Origin of the sequence: Ectothiorhodospira shaposhnikovii (assembly GCF_022227765.1) — a bacterium.
Lineage (GTDB): Bacteria > Pseudomonadota > Gammaproteobacteria > Ectothiorhodospirales > Ectothiorhodospiraceae > Ectothiorhodospira.
Window position 1 is genome coordinate 1 of the sequence record NZ_JAJMLZ010000004.1, and the last position, 20,163, is coordinate 20,163.

Sequence of the window (20,163 nt, forward strand, 5' to 3'; positions counted from 1 at the left end):
GCTGATGAAAGCTTGAGAATATATGGGCGTAAATAGCATTAACGTAAGGGTGTTAAAAAAGATATGACTGATCCAATAAGAGTGTTGCAGGTTTTCGCAAGCCTTGACATGGGGGGCGCTGAAAGCATGATCATGAATAACTATCGGCACTTGGATCGTTCAGTAATTCAATTTGATTTTGTGGTAAATAATCCCAGCTCGGAACATGCGAGATATGCATTTGAGAAAGAAATTATTTCTCTTGGTGGTCGTGTCTTTTATGTGCCGAGGTTCAATGGGCTAAATATATTAAGCTATCTTCGCTCCTGGTTTTCTTTGTTAAAGAGTCATCCTGAATGGAGCGTTGTTCATGGGCATCATACATCACCAGGCGCACTTTATCTTGGTTTAGCAAGGTCAATGGGTCGACATACAGTGGCACATAGTCACACAGGTGGATTCGATAAAGATTTGCGCTCTAGACTGAAGGTGTTAGCCAGGTTTCCTCTAAGATACGTCGCGCGATCGTTGTTCGCATGCTCAATTGATGCAGCTAAATGGATGTTTGGATCACATTGGCGAAGGGCGAGACTAATGAAAAACGCTATTGACGTAAACAGGTTTGAGTTTTCTCCTGAACAAAGAGAGCTGTTTCGGCATAACTTGGGCTTTAAAGAAGAGCTTATCGTTTCCAATGTTGCTCGATTTTCTAAAACTAAAAATCACGTATTTTTGTTGGAGGTTTTTCATGCATTACTCCAATCAAGGCCAGATGCAATTCTGCTTTTAGTAGGTGATGGCCTTTTACGAAGTGAAATAGAAGAGAGATGTAGGCAGCTTGGGATAGATGAGCGGGTGAGGTTTCTCGGAGTCCGTGATGATGTCCCAGATATCCTTCATGCTAGTGATCTGTTTTTGTTTCCTTCTCTCTACGAAGGGCTCCCTTGCGTCCTTGTAGAAGCCCAGGCAAGCGGACTTCCTTGCGTGGTATCAGATCGTGTGACTAGAGAGGTTGATGCTACTGGACTGGTCTCATTTGTATCACTCGAAGAATCGCCTGAAGCATGGGCGGAAGTCATGTTGTCGATGTCACCAATAAGTGACAGGCATATCGTCAAGGGTCATATTATTAGCAAGGGCTATGATGTTAGGGGTGCATCACGTGAGCTTGCTGATTTCTATTTAAATGCGAGTGGCGCCTGCTAGCTTCATGTTGCCATGCATTCTATTTCTTAGTCAATTGACGGGGGTTCCTGCTATATCATTTTTACTATCATTACACTGAGTAGGGAGGGGGTATGAAAGTAGTAATACATCGAGATTCAGATAGAAAGACCCACAGCAGTAGCTGGAGTCTTTCTTGGGAGGCGCATTGCAAAGAACAAGGAATATCATACAAGATTCTAGATGTGTTTGAGCCCGGCTCTTTTCGTACGATCATGGATCATGATGCGCTGCTCATGCACTTTAGTAATTATAGCGTTCGAGACATGCTCCATGCGAGGTCCATCTTGTATGGTGCAAAGCAAAGAGGTGTTCGTATTTTCCCTGATTTTTTTGACTCCTGGCATTTTGATGACAAGATCGCACAGTCTTATTTGCTAGAAGCTGCCGGTGCAAGTATCCCTCGGTGGAATATATTTTATAGAAAAAGCGATTGGCAGTATTGGGTCAGTCAGAATAGTGAGTGGCCCGTAGTGGCAAAGCTACGAACCGGGTCTGGAGCTCATAACGTTAAATTGATTCATGATCGTGGTTCAGCGATCAAATACGGGAACAAAATGTTTTCCCGAGGATTTAAGCCGAACCCGTCTGTGTTATTTAAGAGTGCTTCTAACATTCGGAGTGTAAAGAGCAGCGAGATGTTTTTTCAACGTGCACGACGTGTCCCAGAGTTCTTTAGGACATGGCTTGCTGCAAGGGAATTTCCGAATGAGAAAGGATATGTTTATGTTCAGGAATTTATTCCTAATGCCGGCTTTGACCTGAGGGTAGTGGTGGTTAATGGGAAACTTGGTTACTGTGCACGTCGCGTTAGGCATGGTGACTTTCGGGCTTCAGGTGGCGGTGATATTTTTTACGACCACTCGCTGATTGATCATGATCTCCGGAATCAGCTATTCGATGTTAGTGACCGATTGCAGTCGGTGTGTATGGGCTTCGATATAGTAATTGATAAATCCAGTAATAAGTCGAAAATTATTGAAATGAGCTACGGATTTGCTGAAGGTGCTAAGAAGGCGGGAGTTTGGTGGAAAAGAAATGGCGAGTTGGTGGAAGGGCATCTTGATGCTCCTGCTGAGATTCTGGAGTTTATAATATCCTATTAGCCTAATAACTATTAGCGCGGCAATCAAGCAAATCACTTGACTTTTTTTAGCTGTCCAGGAAATCATCAGCCTATCGGAGCCGCGACGGATATGGTAGTGTCGACGACTGGTGCGGTCGACGTTAGGTGCTGGGCGTTTGTTGTAGCTGGCGACTTTCGCGAAAGCCGGTGCATTAGTTTAAACCATATTTCCTATTTCAGTTACTCGTCGCGCCGGATGTGTGGATTTCTCACATGCGGTGCAAGGAAAAGGTGTCATGCCTACGCTCATGGAGAGCTACGCGTGCGCAATAGGAACCGTTTCAACCCTATCCCAAAACGCCTAAAAAAATACCTATATCGCACGGCTACTGGAACTCGCTGTGTGAGGGGAAACGGAAAACTATCTTCAGTAATAGAAGTAAGTATTATATTGATTTTTAAGTCGTTTGCGGCAAAGGAGCCGGGATTGGTATTATCACTTGATGAGTCGGCTCATGATCTCGCGTCGTTGTCGGTCCACTTGGTTATCACACTTTGGTGCCTTCACTTATCGGTTGTGGTCAGTTCTCATGCTCGGCGTCAGCTTAGAGGAATATAGCTGAGATGTGGGTGTATTGGTTCATGTTTCTGGTGCCTGCGGTGCTTGCCGTGCAGGAACACCCCCGGCGGATACGGGTATCGTGGCAGGGGATGCCGCGGATTCGCATTCCCCCGGTGTGGTGGGGTGTGCTGATGGTGCTGACCTTGATGGTGGGTTTGCGCCATCAAGTGGGTGGCGATTGGTTTAATTACCTGCGAGGTTTTGAAAACGCTTTAGATGGCCAGCGTTACTTGGACCCCGATTGGTGGTGGAATGACCCTGGTTATCGTCTGCTGCAATGGATCGCCATGCAGATGGACTGGGGGATTCACGGGGTTAACCTGTTGGGCGCTGCGGTGTTCAGTTTTGGGCTGGTGCTGTTCTGTCGCCATCTTCCCCGGCCTTGGCTGGCGCTGGTGGTGGCGATGCCCTACGTGGTAACTGTGGTGGGCATGGGATACACCCGGCAGGGAATTGCGCTGGGCTGCATCATGGCTGGGTTGGTGGCACTAGGCCATGGCAGGGTGATGAAGTTCGTGATTTGGGCAGTGGTGGGGGCTACATTCCATAAGACGGCGGTATTGTTGCTGCCCATGGCGGCTTTGGCTGCCAGTCGGCGGCGTCTGACTACCTGGCTTTGGGTGGGGGTGGTAGCGGCGGGTAGCTATGTAGTGCTGCTGCAGGAATCGGTTGAAAGGTTTGAAACGAGCTATTGGGATGCCGGCATGCAGTCTGAAGGCGCGTTTATTCGTTTGCTGATGAATGCGTTGCCGGCTGCGCTTCTTTTGTGGAAGCGGGAGCGCTTTGCTGCGAACTTGCCCCAGAAGCAGCTTTGGACGTGGTTTGCCGTGGTGTCTTTGGGGTTGATGGCTCTGTATTTTGTGACGCCGTCGACCACGGCGGTGGACCGGATGGCGCTGTATCTGTTGCCGCTTCAACTGTTGGTGTTTGCCTATCTGCCGGAAGCTCTGGGGCGTCGCGACGGGCGGGGCAATAATCAAGTATGGGTATTTGCGGTGGTGGCCTACTATGCGTTGGTGGCCTTTGTATGGTTAAACTACGCCACGCATGCACCAGCTTGGCTTCCCTATCGCTTCTATCCCTTGGAAGGTGTGTTTTGAAGATTCTCCTTTTCGCCAATACAGATTGGTATTTGTATAACTTTCGGCGTTCTTTGGCACAGGCACTGTGCGATGCGGGTTATGAGGTGTTGCTGGTCTCGCCGCCTGGACCTTATGGGGAACAGCTGCTTTCGATGGGGTTTAGGTGGGTACCAGCGCCAATGGAGCGGCTTAGCCTGAATCCGCTTCGGGAAGCTGCGTTGTTGTGGTGGTTACGGCGGTTGTTGAAGGCGGAGAAGGTGGATCTAGTACATGGATTCACTATCAAGTGTGCAGTGTATGGCTCTCTGGGGGCCCGCTTGGCGAGGCTGCCCGCACGGGTTAACGCGGTGGCGGGGTTGGGTTATGTGTTCATCAGTGATAGTCCAAAGGCCCGTCTTCTGCGCCCGGTGGTTCGGTTTTTGTTGCGGGTGGCATTGGGTGGGCCACGGGCACGTTTGATTTTGCAGAATTGTGATGATGTGGCACTGTTTTTAGAGGCCCGACTGGTGCAGGAGGAGCAGGTTCGGCTGATCCCGGGATCTGGGGTGGACTGCGGGCGGTTCGTGCCGGCCGATTGGGATGCCGTGGGGTTGAGAAGTGGGCGTTTGAGGGTACTCTTGCCGGCTCGTTTGCTGTGGGATAAGGGCTTGGCAGAGTTGGTGGAGGCGGCCCGCTGGCTTCGTGCCGCAGGTCGCGGGGTGGATGTGCTGCTGGCCGGGAATCCAGATCCGGGTAATCCGGCCAGCGTTCCCGAGTCGGTGGTCCGGGGCTGGGTAGCAGAGGGGGTACTGGAATGGCTGGGTCATGTGGATGACATGCCTGTTTTACTGCGTTCGGTGGATGTGGTGGTGCTGCCCAGCTATCGAGAGGGCCTGCCTAAGGGACTGATTGAAGCTGCCGCTTGCGCGTTGCCGTTGGTGACCACGGATGTGCCCGGGTGTCGTGAGGTGGTGACTCATGAAGTGGACGGGTTGCTGGTGCCGGTGAAGGATGGTGTTGCCTTGGCGCGCGCGATTGCTCGTTTGCAGGATGACCCTGGGTTGCGTCGTCGGTTGGGCGAGGCAGCCCGGGAAAAGGCATTGCGGGAGTTTGATGAGCGGATCGTGATTGAGCGGACGTTGGGGGTGTATGGGGAGTTGGTAGGGAATGTTGCGGGGAAGGTGTAAACCAGCTTGGCGAAAGGGGCCTCCACCCAAGCCGCTCTCTCCTTCGGCCGGGGAAAGGCTCGGGATGAGGGGGCAGCGGAGGGCCCAATGACTCGCCGCAGTCTGCTCCAAAAGGAGATCAATCAATGTTGTACCTGGACAAACTCCTGGCCCAGCTGGCTTACCCGCTGGGCCTTTTGTTTTTGTTGGCCCTGCTGGCGCTGTTGCTGTGGCTGATCCGCTGGCGACGCACCGGGGCAGGGGTGTTGTGTCTGGGCCTGGCCTGGGTGTGGTTGTGGTCCATGCCGGTGGCATCAGACGCGCTGCGGGCGTCGCTGGAGTCGCGGTTCGAGTATGTGCCGGCACACGCGCTGCCGGAGGCGGATGCGGTGGTGGTGCTGGGGGGTGGCATCAACGTGGGTCCGCCCCAGTGGCCTTATCCGAATCTGGGGCCGGCGGCGGACCGGGTGTGGCATGGTGCCCGGTTGTATCATGCGGATCGGGCGCCGTGGGTGATCGTGTCCGGTGGTTCGGTGCCGTGGCGGGAGCGTGAGCGGGTGGAGGCCCACGCCATGCGGGAGTTTCTGGTGGACTTGGGCGTGCCGGCGTCGGCGGTGTTGCTGGAAACGGACAGTGCCACCACGCGCGGCAATGCGGTGTACACGGCGCAGTTGCTGGAGGACAGGGGCCTGGAGCAGGTGTTGCTGGTTACATCGGCCTTGCACATGGAGCGCGCCCTGGCCACGTTCCGGGCCGCCGGCGTGGAGGCCTGGCCGGCACCCACGGATTTCGAGGTGGAGCCCTTGCCCGCAGATCCCCTGCGCTGGCTCCCGGACGCCCAGGCCCTGGCGGACAGCACCCGGGCATTGAAGGAGTATCTGGGCTTGTGGGTGTATCGGTGGCGCGGCTGGGCGGAGTGAAAAGGGGAGAGACCCCTTTTCTGGTCCTCTTGTCTGAAGGTTGGTGGTGGATAATCAGGTGATGCTCTGGGTGTATGTGATCTGTGCGGGTGTGCTGCTGGCTGCCTGGTATCTGGCCCGGCCGATGCCGTGGTTCTGGCGTTTGGGTTTTCTGGCGGCGATGGCTTTGCTGTTGGCGGGAATGACTCTGCCGCCGGAGGTGATCCGTGAGTGGGCAGGGGTGGTGTCCAGTTGGTGGCCCTGGTCCCAGGAGCCGGATCTGGTCACCCAGCAGACCAGTGCATGGGCCCACCTGATCCTGTTCGCGCTGGTGTCGGCCTGGCTGTGCTGGTGGCGGGCGGATCTGGGGGTGTGGGTGTTGCTGGGTCTGTTGGTGACGTTGTCGTTCGGGACTGAGGGTTTGCAGTTGCTGGTGGACGGGCGTTATGCGTCGTTGACGGATGTGGGCATCAATCTGCTGGGGGCGGGGATCGGGTTCGTGCTGTTGTGGTTCACGCCGCGCAGGTCGTAAAAATGCATAAAAATGGGGACAGACCCCTTTTTTGGGCACAAGAGTCGCTGGGGAACATCCTGCAGATGAACCTGATCGAACTGAACAAGGCGGATCGTCTTGGCTTATCGGAAGGTCCGTTGCATGACTGGATCACCTTTTTCAAGCATTGGCGGGAGGAATTGATCATGGCCAAGGTTGCCCACGAGCCGGTCAAGCGGGCCATGAGCCGCATCCGGGAACTGAGTGCCGACGAGGAAGCGCAGCGGCTGGCATTTGTGCGGGAGCGTGCGCTGCGTGATGAGGTGTCGCTGCTGAATGAAGCTCGGCGGGAGGGTGAGCAGAAGGGTCGGCAGGAGGGTCGACAGGAGGGTGAAGAGATTGGCCTGCAGAAGGGGCAGCGCTTGACGGCCATCAACCTGCTCAAGCTGGGCGTGCTCACCGACGAGCAGATCGCCCAATCGACGGGCCTGTCCCTGGCAGAAGTGAAGGCGCTGCACTGAGCAAAAGGGGTCTGTCCCCTTTTTGTGGGCCAGGTCCGTGGCCAGGGTTACTGCAGGGAGGAATCGTCCTGGAAGATGTCTTCGAGGTGTTCAGCGGTGAGGATGTTGTCGATCCACTGGAGTAATTGAGTCTCATCAGCCTGCTGGACGCGCTGTTGGCAGTGCATCCTGGCCTGGGGGCCGAACTTGCGCTCGATCTGACGCAGCAGGGTCTGAGCCTCGCCCTGTTGAAGGCCTTGCTGAATGCCTTTCTGGAGTCCCTTGGCTTCGCCGCGATCCATCCATTCTTGAGCCAGCGACATGGTGAGTGCCTCCACGAGATGGGGTTTGGCCATGGCCACCCCTTGCTTGAATTCATCTTCGGTCATTGTGTGGACCCGGACGATGTAAATCAATATCTGCCGGGTCAGGGGATCACCGGCCATCTTGTCGGTGAGGGCCTTGGGAAGGCTCTCGCGCAGCAGGGCACCGGCCCGTTCGGGATCTTCGAGCAGGGCCTTGAACAGGGTGTCGTGGGGGTTGGGGAGGGTGTTGCCCATGTTCTGGGTATCGGGGTGGGTGGGCCCATAGGGTAGCCGATCAGAGAGGGATGGAGGCAGTGCGTGAAGTCGGCGGTCAGGCCGGGACAGCCCACGTTGACTCCCTTCTTCCCCCCCCCAGCGGGAGAGGGGCTCTGGCTCTCTTGGGCGATGATAAACTGCCACCGGCATAAAACTTATTCCCGGAGGGCCAGGCATGGCCAACCATCAGCGCCTCACACTCCCCATCGGTATCCAGTCCTTTGAAAAACTGCGCAAGGGCCACTACTACTACGTCGACAAGACCCCCCTGATCGAGTCCATGGCGAAGATCGGCGGCTACTACTTCCTCTCCCGTCCCCGCCGCTTCGGTAAAAGCCTGCTGCTGGACACCCTGCGCTGCCTGTTTGAAGGTCACCAGGCGCTGTTCGACGGACTCTACATCCACGACCGCTGGGACTGGCAGCAGACCCACCCGGCGATTCGCCTGAGTTTTGGAGATGGCGTGCTGACCAGCCGCGAGGCCCTGGACATCCACATCCATGAACTGCTCAATGCCCAGGCCGAGGCATTGGGCGTTTCCCTGCGCAACACCTCCATTGCCGGCCGCTTTCGCGAGCTTATCCACCAGACCCACCAGCACCATGGTCGACGGGCAGTGGTGCTGATCGATGAATACGACAAGCCCATCCTGGACAACATCCTGGAACCGGAGCGTGCCCGGGAGCTGCGCGAGGGCCTCAAGAACCTCTACAGCGTGCTCAAGGACGCCGATCCCCATCTGCATCTGGTGCTGATCACCGGGGTCTCCAAGTTCAGCAAGGTCAGCCTGTTCTCGGGGCTGAACAACCTCAACGACATCACCCTGGACGCACCCTACAGCACGATTTGCGGCTATACCGATGAGGACATCGACACGGTATTCTCCCCGGAACTGCCCGGCCTGGACCGCGAGGCCATCCGCCAGTGGTACAACGGCTACCGCTGGGGCGGCCCCGAGGTCGCATCGGTCTACAACCCCTTCGATGTGCTGCTACTGCTCCAGAAACGCGAGTTCGGTCCCTACTGGTTCGAGAGCGCCACGCCGACCTTCCTGGTCAATCTGCTCAAGCAGCGTGGGGTCTTCACGCCATCGCTGGACCAGTGGGAAACGGAGTACGAGCTGCTCAGCCAGTTTGACGTTGACGACATCAGTACCGACGCGCTGCTCTTTCAGGCCGGCTACCTGACGATCAAGCAGATCAAGGAGCCCATGCTGGGTTACCGCCAGTACACCCTGGGCTTTCCCAACCACGAGGTGGAAACCAGCCTGAACCATGCGCTACTCCCATCATTGGGCGTCGAGAACGGCCCACGTGAACGCCGCACCCTGTTCAAGCACTTGCAGCAGCACGACCTGGCGGGCCTGGAGACTCACCTCAAGGCCCTTTATGCCGGCCTGCCTCACGATTGGTACCGCAACAACCCGATTGCCCGGTACGAAGGCCACTACGCCAGCGTCTTCTACAGCCACTTCGCCGCGCTTGGGGTCCAGGTCACGGTGGAAGACGCCAGCCACCACGGCAAGGTGGACATGACCGTTGACTTCGGCGGCCACATCTACCTGTTCGAATTCAAGGTGGTGGAACAACTCCCCGAGGGCAGGGCGCTGGCGCAGATCAAGGCCAAGGGCTATGCCGACAAGTACCGCGCCTCCGGCAAACCCATTCACCTGATCGGCGTGGAGTTTTCCCGGGAAAAGCGACAGATCGTGGCGTTTGAGGTGGGCCGGGGATGAGGGAACGGCACGATGCAGCAACCCCATCACCCGGAAGCACTGTGGGAGTGGGCACTCGTGGCGCAGTTTCAATATCTGCGCTGGTAGCTGATTGCTCCCAGGGTGTCGGAGGGGGCGTCGGTGCGGTGGCCGGGTTCGCGGATGTGGACGAGGTGGGCCTGGAGGGTGCTGTGGGCGCTAAGAGGATGGCGTAGGCCCAGTTCCAGGTTGCGCTGACGGCCGTCGGGGGTGAGATCCGCAGTGAGGTCGTCGAACAGGATCCGACCGTCCATGGTGCGCCCACCGGGGATGCGCAGGTGGGCTCGGGCCTGATGTACCCGTAGCGGTTCGTGGTACATCAGCACCCATTGGGTATCCTCCCGACGCAGTGTCAGACCCACCGCCGCCTGGCGCAGGGTCATGCCTTCCAGACGGTGTATCAGGCCATGTGGGTGGCTGCGGTCCCCCCGGCCCTGCTCGAATTCGGCGAACAGACTCAGTTGTGGGGTGAAATCGGCTTCGATGCGGCTGTAGAGGAAGTGTGTGACGTGGGTGCCACGGGTGTGCAGGGCGCCGCTGCCGGTGCTGCCCATGAGACGATCCTGTTCGGTGACCCGGGCGCTGCCCAGATGCCAGGTGAGGCGGTTGTGCAGTTGCAGGGCCAGACGGGTGTCCAGACGCTGCAGGGCGCCGTGAGGGTTGAGCTGGGTTGCGTCGCCGGACCAGCCGTAGTCGGCACTCAGGGTGATGCGCTCGCTCAGGCGGTAATGGCCGCTCAGGCCGGTGAGGGTCTCGTCTTCAACAAGCCAGTAGGTACCGCCGCTGTAGGCCAGCAGGGGCATGTGTTCGGCCGGGTGGCCGGGGGTCGGGTTGCCGGCGGTGAACTGGTAGCCGGTGATTCCGCCGTGAGGTCCGTTCCAGGTCAGTTGCATGTTGACCGGCAGACCGTCGGCATCGTAGTCGGCTCGGGCATGCAGGCTGCCGTCGTGGGTGTGGTGTCGGACCAGGGTACGCTCTGCAGAGCCAATGCCCTGCTGGAGGCGTCGGTGCAGTGTGCGATAGGGGTCGACGGGTGTGCGCAGACCGGGAGAGAGATCCATCAGGTAGTCGCGACCCAGGGCGTCGAACCCGGCCACTTGCGACAGTGCCCGGGGCGGCAGGCGGGCGTCGCCGAAGGCGGCCGGCAGTTGCAGGTGGGTCTGGCCAGGAGTTGAGCGGCCTTCGGCGGCGTCCACCCGGGTGCCCATGGCAAGCTGTAGCTCTCCCTTGGGGGCCAGGGCGGTGTCCAGGTCCAGGCGACCCTGTCCATAGTGATAGAAACCGCAGTCCACGGTGCCGCTGGTGCCGCAGCGGGGGTCACCGTAGAGGGGGCTGAAGTGCCGGTCGGCCGTGTCCAGCAGGTGCTGGGTGAGGGTGGCGGCATCCAGATGCGGCCAGTGGGCGCGCAGGGTGGCGGCGGCCGCGGACACGGCCGGGGCGGCGGCCGAGGTGCCGGTGAACTGGGTATAGGCCTGGTCGGTGCTGCTGTGGGCGGTACGGATGCGTTCGCCGGGGGCCAGCAGGTAGCGTGCCTGGGTTGCGGCATGGTCTCCGGGGTGATTGCTGAAGTCGGCGCGATCGTTGCGGGCGGCATTGAGGGCGCCGACGATGAGGTACTGGTGGTAGATCGCGGAGCCGGCCTGCAGGGGTTGGACCGAAGTACTGCTGTTGCCGGCGCTTTCCACCAGGATCACGTCGTTGTCCGCGGCCTGGCGGATGGCATTTTCTCGGTTGGGCACATGGGTGAGGTTGGCGTTGTAACTGAGGTTGAAGACGCCTGCCTGCCGGGTGGCGGCATGTTCCAGGCCGTGGAGGATGATGTTGCGGGTGGTGTTGCCGTCCTCGGTGTTCGAGATCCGGATGTCCATGAGACGGGCCATCGGGGCGTTGCCGGTGCGATGCCCGGCGATGATGCCGGCGACAGCGGTGCCGTGGGGGTTGATGGGAAGTACCCGGGACTGATCCTGGTCGGCGGTGGTGGTGTCCGAGCCGTTGTGTCCTGTGTGGTTCTGTACGGCATCGTAGCGATGGAGGATCCGATCGGTGAGTTCCTGGTGAGTGTGACGCAGGCCGGTGTCGGCGACGGCGACGAGGACTTCTCCTTCGTTGAGTCGGGTGGCGGGTGGGGCGCTGTCGTTCTGCTGTACCGGTGTGGGGCTGCCGCTGCCCTGGTTCGGGTCGGGGCGGACGTTTTTGCCGCCGCCACCACCGCAGGCCGTTAGCAGTGGCGGTATCAGCAAGGCGATGAGTGTGATGCGGACGGCATCCCGATGGATGGGGCGAGGGCGGACGAGGGTCATGACCGTGCCTTGAGCGGTGTCGCGGGTTGCGAGTGGCTTGGGACGGACGTGCCTGTCCGGCCTGACGGCGTGACCGGGTATCGGTTTTTTGCGCGTCAGGCAGGAGTCAAGTTAAATCAAATCCGAAATGGTGTGTTTTCCATTCGGGAGGGGAATTGTTCCGCTGATCGGAATGGTCGGGTTTTAGGCTGAAAGAACCAAGTCAGCGACAGACGCGCCCTTCTCCCCCGAGGGGGAGAAGGGCTGGGGATGAGGGGTGGGGTATTGCGGGTCAGGCGTCTTGCCAGATCCTTTTCACCATGTCGATGGTGTCTCGGTCTTCGATGTCGTCGCTGATGCTGGCGCGGCCGACGATGAGGGGGTCGACCAGGCCCAAGCGCTTGACGTCCTTGTTTTGATAGGGGAGATGGTGCAGGACATGACGCATGGCGTTGAGCCGCGCCCGCTTCTTGCAGTCGGACTTGACCACGATCCAGGGGGATTCCGCCGTGTCGGTGTAGAAGAACATGGCTTCCTTGGCCCGGGTGTAGTCATCCCACTTGTCCAGGGAGGCGCGGTCCACGGGGCTGAGCTTCCATTGCTTCAGGGGATGGACTTCCCGTTCCTTGAACCGCCGGCGCTGTTCTTCCCGGCTGACCGAGAACCAGAACTTGATCAGGTGGATGCCCGAGCGCACCAGATTGCGCTCGAATTCCGGTACCTGGCGGATGAATTCGTTGTATTCCTCGTCGCTGCAAAAGCCCATCACTCGCTCCACTCCGGCCCGGTTGTACCAGGAACGGTCGAACAGGACGATCTCGCCCCGGGTGGGCAGGTGCTGGATGTAGCGCTGGAAGTACCACTGGAAGTACCACTGACCGGCCTCGATGTCAGTGGGCTTTTCCAGGGCCACCACGCGGGCACCGCGGGGATTGAGGTGCTCCATGAAGCGTTTGATGGTGCCGCCCTTGCCGGCGGCATCGCGGCCTTCAAACAGGATGATCACGCGACTGCCGGTTTCCTTGACCCAGTGCTGGAGCTTGAGCAGTTCCACCTGCAGGTCGTATTTCTGCTTTTCATAGCTCTTGCGGCGTAGTCGGTTTCGATAGGGGTAACCGCCTTCGCGCCAGTTGCTGGCCAGGGCGTCGTCACCGCCGCTGCCCGGCGGCGCCCCCTGGCTTCGTTCGTGATGCCAGAGGGCACGTCGCAGCAAGGCCAGATCGTCGGGCGCGGCACCGTCCACGATGGCCGTCAGACCGGTGGCCAGGCGTTCCAGTTCCTTGGGTTCCGAGGTGTGCTGCTTACGTTTTTTGCCCTTGCGGCCCAGATCCAGCAGCACCGACTCCAATTTGAACTGGGCGCCCTGGGTGGATTCCCGGGCTTCGAACTGCTGGATGCCGCGCTGGCTGAGATCCGGGGAGATGTCGCCGCTGTCGATGCTGGATGAGCGGGGGGGAGTGGATTTCCCACGGGCGACGGTTTTCTTGCCTTGAGTTCTGCGTGCTTTGGGCTTCGGGTCGGGAGTGCTGGCCATGGTTCTCCTCTTTGCGCCTGGAAAGCGCCCCTGCCGAGACGGCACAGGCTGGATGTCTGTGCCCAGTGTAGGCAGCGAAGGGCGGGTTTCAGACGGGAAATCCTCCACTCCGGAGGGGATGGCCAGATCCTGAGCGGTCATGATCCGCTCTGGAAGGTTTTTCCGTCGGGCGTATCGGGAATGATTTAGGGTAAGTCTAAATTTTGTCTTCCGGCTGCTATGATGGCGGGTTGGCAAAGCCTGAATAAGGAAAGTGGGATGAGAACAGCGTGTGAAGAGCGGCAGGATCGTGCCGGCATTGAGGTGTGTCCCGATGTCCACTGGGTCGGTGTGCTGGATCATGACATCGTCACCTTCGATGTGGTCATGACCACGGAACATGGCACGACCTACAACGCGTATCTGATCAATGCGGACAAGAAGGTGTTGGTGGACGCGGTCAAGGCGGACTTTTTCGATGTTTATGTGGAGAAGATCCGTCAGGTCATCGACCCGGCGCTGATCGATTACATTGTCTTCAACCATACCGAACCGGATCACAGCGGCTGTCTGGACCGTCTGCTGGAGCTGGCCCCCAATGCCACGGTGGTGGCCAGCCGGCTGGGGATCGGGTATCTGCGTGAGTTCCTGGGGCGTGATTTCCCCCACCAGGTGGTGAAGGGCGGCGACACGCTGGATCTGGGCAACAAGACCCTGCAGTTCGTGGCCGCGCCCCATCTGCACTGGCCGGACACCATGTACACCTACCTGCGGGAGGATGGGTTGCTGTTTTCCTGTGATTCCTTCGGTTGCCATTATGCCCATGCGGCCATGCTCGATGACCGGGTGGGGGATTTCAGCGAAGCCTTCCAGTATTACTTTGACGTCATCCTCAAGCCGTTTTCCCGTTTCATGCTCAAGGCCATCGAGCAGGTGCGGGGACTGGATGTGCGGGGGATACTTCCGGGGCATGGGCCGTTGCTGATGTCCGACTGGCGCAAGTGGGTGGATCTGACCGAGGTTCACGCGCGCCGGGCATTGCAGTATCCGTATCAGGACTATGTGTTCGTGCCCTATGTGTCGGCCCACCACAATACCGAAGCCATGGCCCGGGCCATCGCCGAGGGGCTCGGTAGTGCCGGTGAGTTCCAGGTGCAGGTGGCGGATATCGAGACGATGGCCCTGGGCGAGATGGAAGAGCACATGGCCCGCTGCCAGGCGGTGGTGGTGGGCTGTCCCACCATCAACCAGAACATCCTGTTGCCGGTATACAAGCTGTTTGCGGTGATCAACCCGGTGCGGGACAAGGGCAAGCTCTGCGGTGCCTTTGGTTCCTATGGCTGGAGCGGAGAGGCGGCCAGGATCATTCCGTCCAGTCTGGAGCAGTTGAAGCTGAAGATGCAGGGGGAGGGGGTGTTTGTGCGATTTGCCCCGGATGAGGACGCCCTGGCGGCCTGCCGCGAGTATGGTCGGTCCATGGGGCTGAAGTTGAAGGAGGCACGTCGACAGGCGGCCTGACCGGCGTGTCGTCCGATTCGGGTGTGTAAGGGGCAGTACCTTGCCCGGCAGTGCATGCTGCCGGGTTTTTTTTTGGTTTCAGAATGGACCATTCATTCGCTGCGATACGGTTTGAACCTGTTTACAGTCAATGGATACTTTTTGACGATTCATCGAATCGGCACAGCGGGTGAATGTAAGGAGAATATTTTCATGATCGAGGCGGTATCGGGGCGGCTGGAGGATAGCCTTGCCTATACCCGGTTCATCGGTACATGGGAGCAGTTGCATGATTGCGGCCTGATCACCGATGACTTTTCAGGACCCTCGAATGGCGTCCCTCAGTCATGGCCCAATACGCATCATGACTGTCCCATGAGCACCCTGCACAAGCTGCCTGACGGGCGGTGGGAGGTGCTGTGGTTTCATGAGGGATTCGAGTCCAGGGAGGATGATGAAGCCATCCTTGCATTGCAGGGTATTTCACCATGGGAAGGACGTGTCTATGAGGAAGTATTTGGTCTGATCCGGCTCTACAGGCGTTTGGGGGAGCTGACCTTGCCGCAGCGTCAGAGGCTGATTTACCTGTCGGACTGGTTAATGAGGCATTCCAGGAAAAATCCTTCCGATACAGAGGGTAAGGATTGATTTTATGTTCAAAATGGAGGTTTCTGGTTTTCCGGTTTTACTTTTATTGCTTGTTTTTTAAGTTATCACTTTCATTTTGAATCAGTCTTTTGTTGTGCCCTGGTTTCATGCTGCTAACTTGAGAAAAGAGTGACGTTCAGCGCATCGGGTGATGTTGGTTTTTCACTCGCTGATGGTTTCGGTCTTTTCAAGGGAGAGTATGCATGGGCAGTGCGGAACGGGACATGCTGCTTGTACAGTTTTTCCCTTCATCGGAATGGATGCCGATGGTCATGATGCTGACGGCGATGATTGTCGTCGTTGTCTCCCTGGCTCTCAGTCTGAAAGTGGGTACCGATTATTTCGGTTTGCTGGATCATCCCGGTGCTCACAAAACCCATGTCACACCCACTCCGCTCATCGGCGGCATTGCCGTCATCCTCACCTTGCTGCTTTGCACATTGCCGGTCTGGGCCTGGCACCTGTCGGGCGCGGGCGAAGTGCTTCTCCTGCCTCCCGGGGTGCTGTCGGCCCTGCTGCTGTTGCTGGTGGTGGGCGCGGTGGATGATGCCAGACCCGTTTCCGTCCGACTGCGGTTGGTGGCGCAGATCCTTGCCGTGGGCATGATGGCGTGGTCCGGCGTTCTGATTCTGGATATCGGCCTGTTTGCACTGAATGACGTGTTCGGTGTCTGGGGATGGGCCGTGGCCGCTCTGGTGACGCTCTTTGCCGTGGTGGGATGCATCAATGCCTTCAACATGATCGACGGCATGGATGGCCTGGCCGCCGGACTGGGGGTGGTGTCTCTGGCAGGGCTGGCGGCGGTGCTGTTCATGGCCGACCTCGGCGCACAGGGGATGTTGCTACTGATTCTGCTCGGCGCACTGGCTGGTTTCTTGTTGCTGAACATGCGCCTGGGGCGTCCCCGTGGGCTGGTTTTTCTCGGCGATGCCGGCAGCACCACCCTGGGGTTCCTGATGGCCTACTGGGTGATCGTCATGAGCCAGTCGACCGATGCCCTCATTCCGGCCACGGCCGCCCTGTGGTTCCTCGGGCTTCCCGTCATCGATACCCTGCGCGTGATGCTCAAGCGCATGGCTGCCGGTGCTTCGCCTTTTCAGCCTGGGCACGATCACCTTCATCACCTGCTGCAGGCTCGCGGCCTGGGCGTCAATCAGACCCTGGCGGTCATGCTGGGTGTGCAGGCCGTCATGGTCGGCACGGGCATCTGGCAGGCGCTGTTTGCGACATCGGCCCTGGTCATGACCTTGCTGTGGGTGGCGCTGATAGCGGCCCTTACGGTGACGGCGGAATGGTTGCGCGTGGGCCGGCCCGCCATTCCCAGCCCAGCGACCGATTCGGTGCGAACCAGACAGGTGGTTGATTTGTCTATTGAAAACGTGAAGAGGAGGTGATTTGGATCGATCCATCCGAAATGGATGCTTCGTTTTTGTGATTGCCGCCATTTCGGGCTTATAGTCCACCAGGCTTGGCACGGCCGGTGCCGGGTACTGAACCGAAACGTGGGGTATGTGATGGAAATCAATTGCTGGCTTGCGGTCTATGCGGCTCTGATGCTGGGCGGTGCCGCCGGCATGGTGCTGGCAGCCTTGCTGGCCATGGCCGCCCGGCGCCGTGATGAAGATGATTCCAGTGCCGTGACTTCCGTACTGAACTCAAGTCCCGATAAACTGAAGGGATGATGCTTCTTATTTCCCGCTTTTGTCACTGATGTTCATGCCAGGTATCCGGTCCCCCCAGTGGCAGCGCTGGTTGTGGACGCTGCTGCTGGGCGGCCTGGGTGCCGCGCTCAATCTGTTCCCGATGGTGTCGCTGCACCATCCGGGTCTGCCACTTCAGCTGTACCTGCTGCCAGGCCTGGCGGCGGCCTTCCTGGTCCTCATTCTGTTCGGAACCCGATGGGCATTGCTGGCGACCGCCATCGTTGCCTTGCCGACCCTCTGGCTGTGGCACACCGTGCTTGCAGTCCTGGTCCTGCTGCTGGAGATGCTGGTGGTGGCCTGGCTGGTCCATCGCCGGCATCTCATGCTGCCGGTGGCCGATATTGCCTTCTGGGGGTTGTTGGGTTTGCCCCTGTGGTGGTTGGTGCATCAGTTCGATCCGCGTCTGGACCAACTCGCCGCTGCGGTGGTGTTGTTCAAGCAGGCCTTGAACGGGGTGGCAGCCGCCGCGACGGCAGGACTGATCGTGCTGGTATTCAAGCGCGATCTGATGGATATTGCCGAGCCCATCCGGCAGCGGGTGTATTCCATTCGCGCGGTCGTATTCAACCTTTTCGTGCTGATGACCCTGCTGCCCGCCGTCGTTTTCATTTTTTTTCCATGCCTACCTGCTGGGCGATGACATGGCGTGGCTGCGCTCCACTCATGCCTTTCTGGACTATCTGGCCCTGTCGATACTGATGCTGTTGTCCGGCCTGATGCTGGCACACTGGTTCAGTGTCGTGATCAGCCGTTCGCTGATGCAGACTGCCGTTGCGGTGCAGGGTTTGACCGAGGAACAGACGGTGCCGAGGATGGCGACCCGGCTCCTGGAGCCGGATGTGCTCAATCAGGCCCTGGTGAACCTGTCCCTGGCCCTGCGCGAGGAGCGGCATCAGGTGGAGATGCAGTCAAAGCGGCTGCAGCGCTTGGTGTTCAACGCGCCCATCGCCATCTGGTGCGGACGGGCGCAAACGGATGGCGCGGTGAAAACCACCTTTGCCAACGGCCGATTTGAAGAATTCATCGGTCTGAATGCCATTCCAGATTCCACTGCCTTCTTTGAGCGCGTGCATCCGGTGGATGCGGACAAACTGGCAGGGATGTTCCGTGCGGTACACCTGCGGGGCTATGTGAAGGAAGAGTTGCGTTTCAAGGACTGCAACAATCGCCAGGTTTGGCTCTACATGAATATCAGTCTGCTGGAAGATCCGGTCGGCGAGAACCCGGAAATGGTCTGCCTGATGATGGATATCAGCGAACTCAAGTACAGCCAGTCGCAGCTGGTGCAGGCGGCCAAGATGGCGACCCTGGGGGAGATGACCACGGGGGTGGCCCACGAGCTGAACCAGCCGCTGCAGGTGATCCAGTTGGCGGCGGATAACGCCTATGAAGTCCTGGAGGATGCCGAACTGACGCCGGCAAGCGTGGCGTATGTGCGGGCACGACTCAACCGGGTGACGGATCAGGCCCGTCGCGCGGCGGACATCATCGATCACATGCGGGTGTTTGGCCGGCGCTCCGAACAGGAGTGTCGGGTGCTTTCTCTGTCCGAGGTCACGGAGGGTGTCCTGTCCCTGGTGGGACAGCAGTTGCTCATGAGCGGGATTCGGCATGAAGTGTCCCACCAGGAGCCGCCGGCCCTGGTGAATGGAAAGCTTCAGCAACTGGAGCAGGTACTGCTCAACTGCGTCAGCAATGCCCGGGATGTCCTCAGGGAGCGGACCGCCCTGGCCTCCCAGGAGGGGCGTGATGATTACCATCCCCGGGTTTGGCTGCGCACCTTTGTTCGCGACTCGGGCTGTGGGAAGAAGGAGGCGGTACTGGAAATCCGTGACAATGGCGGTGGCATCTCCGAGGAAGCCATGGAACATCTGTTTGAACCGTTTTTTACCACCAAACCGGTGGGGCAGGGTACCGGGCTTGGACTTTCCATCAGTTACGGGATCATCCGGGATCTTGGCGGCCACCTTGATTGTTGCAATACGGAGGATGGTGCCGTGTTCCAGATCGTTCTGCCCGCCGTGGAGCCGGAGCAAGCGACCCCATGATCGGAGCCCTGTTTGACAAAACCGGCACCCTGACCGGGATGGCGCACCTGATGAAGGCGGCGTCGAACATGCCGGGATGCGCCGGCCTGATGGTGTTGGCCTGCGTGGACAATGTCTGGACGCCGCCGCGGTTGGAAGCCCTGATGCGCGCCCAACGACTGCCTGTGTTCGGCGGGATCTTTCCTGGGCTGCTGTATGAGGGCCAGCGTTTTGAGCGTGGCACCATCGTGGTGGCCCTGTCGCAGGCGCCGACCATGGTCGTGGTACCGGATCTGGCGGCGGCTTCGGAGCAGTCCATCGCCTTGTCTCTGGAGGGGGCTTTTACCTGTCATCAGGAGCAGGATGCCGTCATGGTTGTGCTGGTGAACGGCTTTTCAAGCCATATTTCCAAGCTGATCTCCGGCGTGTTTGACGGCATGGGCCTGAGTTGCAACTATCTGGGAGGCGGGGCCGGGAACCTGTCCTGCCCCGAAACCCCGTGCCTGTTCACCGGTGACGGCCTGCTCAAGGATGGCGCAATCATGGCCCTGATGAACCTCAAGTCCGGCATCGGTGTTTCCCACGGGTGGCGATCGATCTCTTCGCCGGTCAAGGTTTCCAAGTCCCTCAGGAACCGGGTTCTGTCCCTGAATTCCCGGCCGGCCCTGGACGTGTATGCGGAACTGATCGCGGCCCATTCCGGAGTTCGTATCCGTGCCGACAATTTCTTTGATGTGGCCAAGGGCTATCCACTGGGCATCTGCCGTTTGCGGGGGGAGTTCGTGGTGCGTGACCCACTGAGCCTGGATGAGGAGGGTGCCTTGGTCTGTGTGGGGGATGTGCCCGAGGGAGGTTATGTGGAAATCCTGCATGGAGATGTGCGGGATCTGACACAGGCGGCGGATTCGGTGGTGAAGGCGGCCGAGCGGTTGTACCCGGGGCAGGGGCTGCCGGCGCTGGGGTTTGTCTGTGATTGTATTTCCCGATCCTTGTACCTTCAGGACAAATTTCCTTCCGAGCTGCGCAAGATGCAGCGTGATTATCCCATGGTGGGGATTCTGTCCATCGGCGAGATTGCCAATAATGGTCAGGAGTGTCTGGAGTTTTACAACAAGACCATCGTCCTTGGACTGCTGGGATCACAGCATTGAG

Annotated in this window: 18 protein-coding genes; 15 read left to right on the forward strand and 3 right to left on the reverse strand. The window is 58.8% G+C overall.

Annotated features, from left to right (window positions below):
• The first annotated feature begins 63 nt into the window (after window positions 1-63).
• The 7 genes from LQD11_RS06335 to LQD11_RS06365 all read left to right on the forward strand — a co-directional run bounded on the left by LQD11_RS06335 (window position 64) and on the right by LQD11_RS06365 (window position 7,031).
• On the forward strand, window positions 64-1,185 hold the full coding sequence (locus LQD11_RS06335; RefSeq protein WP_238616781.1) for a glycosyltransferase family 1 protein: 1,122 nt from the start codon (window positions 64-66) through the stop codon (window positions 1,183-1,185).
• Between the two features lie 92 nt (window positions 1,186-1,277).
• Window positions 1,278-2,309: an ATP-grasp domain-containing protein gene (locus tag LQD11_RS06340; protein WP_238616782.1), complete on the forward strand. Its 1,032-nt coding sequence runs from the start codon at window positions 1,278-1,280 to the stop codon at window positions 2,307-2,309.
• A 584-nt stretch (window positions 2,310-2,893) separates the two neighbouring features.
• The gene (locus tag LQD11_RS06345; protein ID WP_238616783.1) at window positions 2,894-3,991 is read left to right on the forward strand and encodes an EpsG family protein; all 1,098 of its coding nucleotides are present in this window, start codon (window positions 2,894-2,896) and stop codon (window positions 3,989-3,991) included.
• A complete protein-coding gene (locus tag LQD11_RS06350; RefSeq protein ID WP_238616784.1) occupies window positions 3,988-5,139 on the forward strand; it encodes a glycosyltransferase family 4 protein in 1,152 nt (383 codons plus the stop codon). Before LQD11_RS06345 ends, LQD11_RS06350 begins: the two co-directional genes overlap by 4 nt.
• Window positions 5,140-5,264: 125 nt before the next feature.
• The gene (locus tag LQD11_RS06355) at window positions 5,265-6,038 is read left to right on the forward strand and encodes a YdcF family protein (RefSeq protein ID WP_238616785.1); all 774 of its coding nucleotides are present in this window, start codon (window positions 5,265-5,267) and stop codon (window positions 6,036-6,038) included.
• Between the two features lie 61 nt (window positions 6,039-6,099).
• On the forward strand, window positions 6,100-6,549 hold the full coding sequence (locus LQD11_RS06360) for a VanZ family protein (protein ID WP_238617028.1): 450 nt from the start codon (window positions 6,100-6,102) through the stop codon (window positions 6,547-6,549).
• 65 nt (window positions 6,550-6,614) lie between these two features.
• Window positions 6,615-7,031 (forward strand): hypothetical protein, encoded by a 417-nt coding sequence (locus LQD11_RS06365; RefSeq protein WP_420828255.1) that lies wholly within the window; start codon window positions 6,615-6,617, stop codon window positions 7,029-7,031.
• A gap of 47 nt (window positions 7,032-7,078) precedes the next feature.
• On the opposite strand, the gene LQD11_RS06370 is transcribed toward LQD11_RS06365, so the two are convergent.
• Entirely contained in the window at window positions 7,079-7,570 is a 492-nt protein-coding gene (locus LQD11_RS06370; RefSeq protein ID WP_238616786.1) for an Rpn family recombination-promoting nuclease/putative transposase, read from the reverse strand.
• Between the two features lie 196 nt (window positions 7,571-7,766).
• Between LQD11_RS06370 and LQD11_RS06375 the strand changes: the two genes are divergently transcribed.
• Window positions 7,767-9,326, forward strand: a complete 1,560-nt coding sequence (locus LQD11_RS06375) for an ATP-binding protein (protein ID WP_238616787.1) — start codon at window positions 7,767-7,769, stop codon at window positions 9,324-9,326.
• A gap of 68 nt (window positions 9,327-9,394) precedes the next feature.
• Here the strand turns inward: LQD11_RS06375 and LQD11_RS06380 are convergent, their stop codons facing one another.
• Window positions 9,395-11,644, reverse strand: coding sequence for a S8 family serine peptidase (locus tag LQD11_RS06380; protein WP_238616788.1), 2,250 nt, complete (start codon window positions 11,642-11,644; stop codon window positions 9,395-9,397).
• A 271-nt stretch (window positions 11,645-11,915) separates the two neighbouring features.
• Window positions 11,916-13,157 (reverse strand): polyphosphate kinase 2, encoded by a 1,242-nt coding sequence (ppk2, locus tag LQD11_RS06385; RefSeq protein WP_238616789.1) that lies wholly within the window; start codon window positions 13,155-13,157, stop codon window positions 11,916-11,918.
• A 258-nt stretch (window positions 13,158-13,415) separates the two neighbouring features.
• Here ppk2 and LQD11_RS06390 point away from each other — a divergent pair, with 258 nt between their 5' ends.
• The 7 genes from LQD11_RS06390 to LQD11_RS06420 all read left to right on the forward strand — a co-directional run bounded on the left by LQD11_RS06390 (window position 13,416) and on the right by LQD11_RS06420 (window position 20,162).
• On the forward strand, window positions 13,416-14,654 hold the full coding sequence (locus LQD11_RS06390) for an FprA family A-type flavoprotein (protein WP_238616790.1): 1,239 nt from the start codon (window positions 13,416-13,418) through the stop codon (window positions 14,652-14,654).
• A 192-nt stretch (window positions 14,655-14,846) separates the two neighbouring features.
• A complete protein-coding gene (locus LQD11_RS06395) occupies window positions 14,847-15,281 on the forward strand; it encodes a hypothetical protein (protein WP_238616791.1) in 435 nt (144 codons plus the stop codon).
• Window positions 15,282-15,505: 224 nt separating this feature from the next.
• Window positions 15,506-16,675, forward strand: a complete 1,170-nt coding sequence (locus LQD11_RS06400) for an MraY family glycosyltransferase (protein WP_238616792.1) — start codon at window positions 15,506-15,508, stop codon at window positions 16,673-16,675.
• Window positions 16,676-16,795: 120 nt separating this feature from the next.
• A complete protein-coding gene (locus LQD11_RS06405; protein WP_238616793.1) occupies window positions 16,796-16,963 on the forward strand; it encodes a hypothetical protein in 168 nt (55 codons plus the stop codon).
• A 34-nt stretch (window positions 16,964-16,997) separates the two neighbouring features.
• Window positions 16,998-17,624, forward strand: coding sequence for a hypothetical protein (locus tag LQD11_RS06410; RefSeq protein ID WP_238616794.1), 627 nt, complete (start codon window positions 16,998-17,000; stop codon window positions 17,622-17,624).
• 1 nt (window position 17,625) lies between these two features.
• Window positions 17,626-19,032 carry a PAS domain-containing sensor histidine kinase gene (locus LQD11_RS06415; protein ID WP_238616795.1) on the forward strand — a complete coding sequence of 469 codons (1,407 nt, stop codon included), beginning with the start codon at window positions 17,626-17,628 and terminating at the stop codon, window positions 19,030-19,032.
• On the forward strand, window positions 19,029-20,162 hold the full coding sequence (locus LQD11_RS06420) for an FIST signal transduction protein (protein ID WP_238616796.1): 1,134 nt from the start codon (window positions 19,029-19,031) through the stop codon (window positions 20,160-20,162). Before LQD11_RS06415 ends, LQD11_RS06420 begins: the two co-directional genes overlap by 4 nt.
• Window position 20,163: the final 1 nt, after the last annotated feature.

Coding starts and splice junctions, on each gene's coding strand:
- LQD11_RS06415 (WP_238616795.1), top strand. CDS start 17,626: ATGGCGTGGCTGCGCTCCACTCATGCCTTTCTGGACTATCTGGCCCTG.
- LQD11_RS06360 (WP_238617028.1), top strand. CDS start 6,100: ATGCTCTGGGTGTATGTGATCTGTGCGGGTGTGCTGCTGGCTGCCTGG.
- ppk2 (WP_238616789.1), bottom strand. CDS start 13,157: ATGGCCAGCACTCCCGACCCGAAGCCCAAAGCACGCAGAACTCAAGGC.
- LQD11_RS06365 (WP_420828255.1), top strand. CDS start 6,615: ATGAACCTGATCGAACTGAACAAGGCGGATCGTCTTGGCTTATCGGAA.
- LQD11_RS06380 (WP_238616788.1), bottom strand. CDS start 11,644: ATGACCCTCGTCCGCCCTCGCCCCATCCATCGGGATGCCGTCCGCATC.
- LQD11_RS06340 (WP_238616782.1), top strand. CDS start 1,278: ATGAAAGTAGTAATACATCGAGATTCAGATAGAAAGACCCACAGCAGT.
- LQD11_RS06390 (WP_238616790.1), top strand. CDS start 13,416: ATGAGAACAGCGTGTGAAGAGCGGCAGGATCGTGCCGGCATTGAGGTG.
- LQD11_RS06420 (WP_238616796.1), top strand. CDS start 19,029: ATGATCGGAGCCCTGTTTGACAAAACCGGCACCCTGACCGGGATGGCG.
- LQD11_RS06355 (WP_238616785.1), top strand. CDS start 5,265: ATGTTGTACCTGGACAAACTCCTGGCCCAGCTGGCTTACCCGCTGGGC.
- LQD11_RS06400 (WP_238616792.1), top strand. CDS start 15,506: ATGCTGCTTGTACAGTTTTTCCCTTCATCGGAATGGATGCCGATGGTC.
- LQD11_RS06395 (WP_238616791.1), top strand. CDS start 14,847: ATGATCGAGGCGGTATCGGGGCGGCTGGAGGATAGCCTTGCCTATACC.
- LQD11_RS06410 (WP_238616794.1), top strand. CDS start 16,998: ATGCCAGGTATCCGGTCCCCCCAGTGGCAGCGCTGGTTGTGGACGCTG.
- LQD11_RS06375 (WP_238616787.1), top strand. CDS start 7,767: ATGGCCAACCATCAGCGCCTCACACTCCCCATCGGTATCCAGTCCTTT.
- LQD11_RS06335 (WP_238616781.1), top strand. CDS start 64: ATGACTGATCCAATAAGAGTGTTGCAGGTTTTCGCAAGCCTTGACATG.
- LQD11_RS06405 (WP_238616793.1), top strand. CDS start 16,796: ATGGAAATCAATTGCTGGCTTGCGGTCTATGCGGCTCTGATGCTGGGC.
- LQD11_RS06370 (WP_238616786.1), bottom strand. CDS start 7,570: ATGGGCAACACCCTCCCCAACCCCCACGACACCCTGTTCAAGGCCCTG.
- LQD11_RS06345 (WP_238616783.1), top strand. CDS start 2,894: ATGTGGGTGTATTGGTTCATGTTTCTGGTGCCTGCGGTGCTTGCCGTG.